The organism is Pseudomonas sp. MD195_PC81_125 (assembly GCF_014060985.1).
Lineage (GTDB): Bacteria > Pseudomonadota > Gammaproteobacteria > Pseudomonadales > Pseudomonadaceae > Aquipseudomonas > Aquipseudomonas parakoreensis.
On sequence record NZ_JABULD010000247.1, the window covers coordinates 1 to 4,556 of the forward strand.

At 59.3% G+C, this 4,556-nt stretch carries 5 protein-coding genes and 2 pseudogenes; all 7 read right to left on the reverse strand.

Annotated elements, in window-relative coordinates:
• Nucleotides 1-5: 5 nt before the first annotated feature.
• Complete coding sequence (locus HT737_RS10635; protein WP_182402503.1) at nucleotides 6-743, reverse strand: ChaN family lipoprotein; 738 nt, start codon at nucleotides 741-743, stop codon at nucleotides 6-8.
• A 20-nt stretch (nucleotides 744-763) separates the two neighbouring features.
• Nucleotides 764-1,531 (reverse strand): heme ABC transporter ATP-binding protein, encoded by a 768-nt coding sequence (locus HT737_RS10640; RefSeq protein WP_182402506.1) that lies wholly within the window; start codon nucleotides 1,529-1,531, stop codon nucleotides 764-766.
• Nucleotides 1,531-2,513 (reverse strand): annotated as a pseudogene (locus HT737_RS10645) (FecCD family ABC transporter permease). The gene HT737_RS10640 and the pseudogene HT737_RS10645 overlap by 1 nt, the downstream one beginning before the upstream one ends.
• A 50-nt stretch (nucleotides 2,514-2,563) precedes the next feature.
• Nucleotides 2,564-2,722, reverse strand: a pseudogene (locus HT737_RS10650) (hemin ABC transporter substrate-binding protein); the annotation flags it as partial.
• A 240-nt stretch (nucleotides 2,723-2,962) separates the two neighbouring features.
• Nucleotides 2,963-3,496 (reverse strand): NUDIX domain-containing protein, encoded by a 534-nt coding sequence (locus tag HT737_RS10655; RefSeq protein WP_077750520.1) that lies wholly within the window; start codon nucleotides 3,494-3,496, stop codon nucleotides 2,963-2,965.
• A 92-nt stretch (nucleotides 3,497-3,588) separates the two neighbouring features.
• Nucleotides 3,589-4,440 (reverse strand): universal stress protein, encoded by an 852-nt coding sequence (locus HT737_RS10660; protein WP_077750519.1) that lies wholly within the window; start codon nucleotides 4,438-4,440, stop codon nucleotides 3,589-3,591.
• Between the two features lie 11 nt (nucleotides 4,441-4,451).
• On the reverse strand, nucleotides 4,452-4,556 hold a 105-nt coding region (locus HT737_RS32720), incomplete at its 5' end, for a hypothetical protein (RefSeq protein WP_374011153.1).

Consider the following 4,556-nt stretch of genomic DNA (forward strand, 5'->3'; position numbering starts at 1 on the left):
CAGCATCAGGCACCGGTGGGCGCTTGGGCTGCGCCAAGATCAAGCACATGCAGCGGCACGCCAGCATCCTTGCGCGCATGCCAGGCGCCCGCCAACAGCATGGCGGGGGTTGGTGCCGCCAGCAAACGTTCGGCCATGCGTCGATCACGTTGTTGCTGAACGCTGAGCATCGCCGGCATCTGCGATTTGGGCAGCAAGCCACAGTGGGAGTCGCTGATCTGCTCAAGCAGCGTGGCTTTTACCGTTGCCGCATTGCTGCGAACACCGGTCAAGGCCGGCGGCTGACGATAGACCGCGCGGATCTCGCTGTCGTCCAGATTGGCTGCCAGCAACGGATAGGATTGTGTGAGGGCGAAGCGAACGATCGGTCCATAAAGCTTCCAGTCCCAGCCATCCTGCCAGTCCAGAGCGGCGGCAAGATCGGTGGGCCGCGCTGCTGCATGGCGAACCTGATCAACGTTCGGCTGTTGATCAGGCGTAAGCATCTCCAGCAGCAGACTGCCCTGAGGGCGTTGCTCACCCAGCGACCGCAACAGCCACAACTGCGCAGCGTGATGATCGGCATTGTCATGCTGCTCGCCAATGATCACGTGTGGCGCACCGGCCAGACGTGTCAGCAGTTCCTGCGCGGTCAGCACCTGACCGCTGTGCAGATCGCGTATCTCACCGCTGACCGGTGGTGGCGCAGCAACATGCTGACACCCCGCAAGCCACAACACCGCCAACAACCAGATCCCGCGCATGCCATCACCTCGATGAGAAATCAGCGGGCGATGATCAGCGGATGCCCACGCTCCGGGTGCGGCTGCACCAATACTTCGAGACCGAACACCGCTTTGAGCGAGTCCGGTCGTAAAACTTGCTGCGGCGTATCCAGCGCTACCGGGCGCCCGCCTTCAAGCAGCAACACCCGATCACAATAGCGCGCCGCCAGATTCAGATCATGCAGGATGACCAGCACCGCCGCGCCACGGTCGGCAAATTCGCGCACCGCTTGCAGCGTCGTATGTTGGTGCAGTGGATCTAGCATCGAGGTCGGCTCATCCAGCAACAGCGTTTGCCCGGCCTGCCCCGGCCATAACTGCGCCAGCACCCGCGCCAGATGCACGCGCTGGCGCTCGCCACCCGACAACGCCAGATAACTGCGCCCGCTCAGGTGCCCGACATCCGCAGCGTCCAGCGCTGCCGCGATGATCTCGTCATCGCGCACCCGACCACTTTGATACGGCAAGCGGCCCATGCCGACCACTTCATCCACACGAAAGGCAAAATCCAGCGTCGAGACCTGCGGCAACACCGCCAGACGCTGGGCGCGTTGCGTACCTGTCCAGTGATTCAGCGCCTTGTCGTCGAGCAACACCCCGCCTTCACTCGCCGTCAGCTCACCGCACAAGGCACCGAGCAAGGTGCTTTTGCCGGCACCGTTCGGTCCGAGCACACCCAGCACCTCACCGGGCTCCAGTTGCAGGGTGACGTCGCTGAGGACGGTCTTGCGCCCGCGACGGATGTGCAGATTGTGCGCACACAGCATCAGGCACGTCCTCGCAGCAGCAGATAAAGGAAGAATGGCGCGCCAATAAACGCGGTGACAATACCGATCGGCAACTCCGCCGGCGCCAGTGCCAGCCGCGCCACCAGATCCGCCAGCAACAGCAGGCTCGCACCCGCCAGTACCGACGCCGGCAGCAGCACCCGGTGATCGGGCCCGGCCAATAAACGCACCAGATGCGGCACCACCAGCCCGACGAAACCGATCATCCCCGCCGCCGCTACCGCTGCGCCAACACCCAACGCGGTGCAGAACACCAGTTCACGCTTGAGCCGTTCGACATTGATCCCCAGATGCCCTGCTTCGGATTCACCAAGCAACAACGCATTCAGCGCCTTGGCACGACGCGGCAACCACAGCGCAACACCGGCGCTGATGATCAGCAACGGCCACAAACGCGCGTAACTGGCACCATTGAGGCTGCCCAGATTCCAGAAAGTCAGCGTGCGCAGGGTCGCGTCATCCGCCAGATAGGTGAACAACCCGACTGCCGAGCTGGCCAGCGCCGTCAGCGCGATCCCCGCTAGCAGCATGGTCGCGACGTGAGTCTGGCCGTTGCGCCGTCCGAGCCGATAGACCAGCGCCGTTACCCCAACCCGCCGAGAAACGCGCACGCCGACAACAGATACGGCCCGAACCACTCTGGCAAACCGCCAAAAAACGTACCGCCGACAATGGCTACAGCCGCACCAAGCGCCGCACCGCTGGAGACTCCGACCAACCCGGGATCGGCCAGCGGATTGCGAAACAAACCTTGCATCGCCACACCGGACAGCGCCAGTACGCCGCCGACGGCCAGGCCGAGCAAGGTCCGCGGCAGACGGATCTGCCCGAGAATCAGCTCAGCCTGCTCCAGACCGTCCGGCGCCAGTGGCACACCGAGCATGCGCAGAGCCGCGCGCAACGTATCGAACAGCGGCAGGCTCACCGGCCCCAGCGCCAACGACAGCCAGATGGCCAGCAAACACAGGAGCGTCAGCCCGATAAACAGGCTGCGTGGTTTGACCAGTACGGTCATTGGCCGCTCGCAGTCGAGTAGAGGCCGTCAGACAAACCCTTCAACGCCGCCGGTAAACGCGGCCCGAGCCCGCCGACCAGCAGCGTCGGATCCAGCTCCAGTACCCGTCCGGTCTTGGCCGCACGGCTTGAATTGAGAATGGGGTTTTCCGTGAAAAAGGTAATCATATTTATTGTTACACCCCTCTATCCCCAATAAATATTGCGCGAAACGGCAGGTAACTGTTTTTCTGTTACAGGACGTTCACGTTTCAGAATAAAAATTATTCATTCTGATACTCATAGACCGCACGGTGGTTAGGTGCCGACACAGCGGGCGAGCGCAATCACGCAATAACTCCCGCAGCATTGGATGCTTGCCTGAGACCGCTAAGTGGACTTCGCCAAATAGTCAGCTCAAAGGCTGATTGGCATCAACAATTCGGAAGCGACTTTTCTCAGCATGTAGGTTTCGCGCAGAATTGATTGCCCCATCGAAGACTCGTGACGCTGCATAACGGCCTCATTGTGCACGATGGCTTCATGCAGGTTGATCCACACAGGCCGCATACCATTCGCGATTTCGTGGCTTTCCATTCTCACGGGCGCTAGCTGGGGAGCGATTTCGCATAGATAAAAATGCGAGGTCATGTGCATCAGGTCATATTCTGGTTTCCAGTAGGGCCGGTACTCCTCGATGTAACCGTAGTGCTGGAGCACCTGTATTTGACGAGCACCAGTCTCTTCCTCAAGCTCACGCTTCAGGCCTGCGACAATGTCTTCGTCACCATCAAGGCCGCCTCCAGGAAAGCTGAAATCGTTATAGCGCTCCGTGAACAGCAACAGGATCTGTTCATCCCGCATCACGATGCCGCGTGCTGCGTGTCGACGGAATACTCTGCCCTGTTTGGATTTCAGCTCGGGGTGAACAATTTCAGTTATGAGTTGCATGTGGTCTCGTTACGGCAAGATCAGTTAGTCATCGTCCAGGGTGGCCACGGTATTTCCGCAGCTCTGGAAATACTGTGGCCAGTGGAACTGGTTCAGCGAAGCAGCAATACGGGTAAAGTGGATGTTCGCAGCATCGTCGTGGTCGTGCTGCCCACCAGAAACTGCCTGATGCGTGAGTGCCCGTACGCCCCCATGACCAAGAGGTCAATGCAGTGCTCTGCCTGATACGCATGAAGTACCGACTCTACTTCGCCTGGGCGGATCTCGGCATGCACTAGCGGGCCAGAACTGGCGAGTGTGGTTCGTGCTTTCTCTAGCTCATTCTGATTTTCTTCAGAGTCCGTACCAACCATGACGATATGAATTGGCAGGCCTTCGCACAGCGGGCTTGAAGCAAGCATCTGTACGGTCTTGTGGCCTGTAGCGCTGCCGTCAAATGCCACCATGACCGTTTCAGGTTTCCTGAAATGGCTGGTTGTAATCAGGATGGGGCGGTGGATAGTTCGGACTACCGCTTCAATCTGGCTGCCAAGACTTTGGGCACTGCGCGTGCTGTCCTCTCCGACTCTTCCGATCACCAGTAATCGAATATCGTTTTGGAGATCGCTCAGGCTCTCGACTAGATGTCCATGGCGCTGCTTCAGATCAGGTGACATGGCGCCAGAGATGACTGTTCGCTCGCGAGCTTTTTCAAGCATGTGCTGTCCATGTTCCAAGGCCAGTTTTGCACGCTGCGCATCCAGCGTGGCCAACTCTTCCAGTAGATGTTCTCTGCTACCGAGGCCGATATTGCCGCTGAGGTCAGCGGATGCAGGATATTTTTCCTTATCCAGCACATGAAGCAAGGTCAGGGGAGCGCTGAGTCGTTGCGAGGCCCATGCTGCGTAATCGCAGACCGCCAATGAGGATTGTGAGTTATCAATGCATGCCATTACGTGGGTCATTGTCGTTCTCCTTAGTGGCTCATGAGCTTGTCGATGGCACCGGGTTTGTCATGCACACCGAAGCGGTCAACGATTGTTGCGCTGGCTTCATTGAGACCGAGCACTTCAACCTCAGC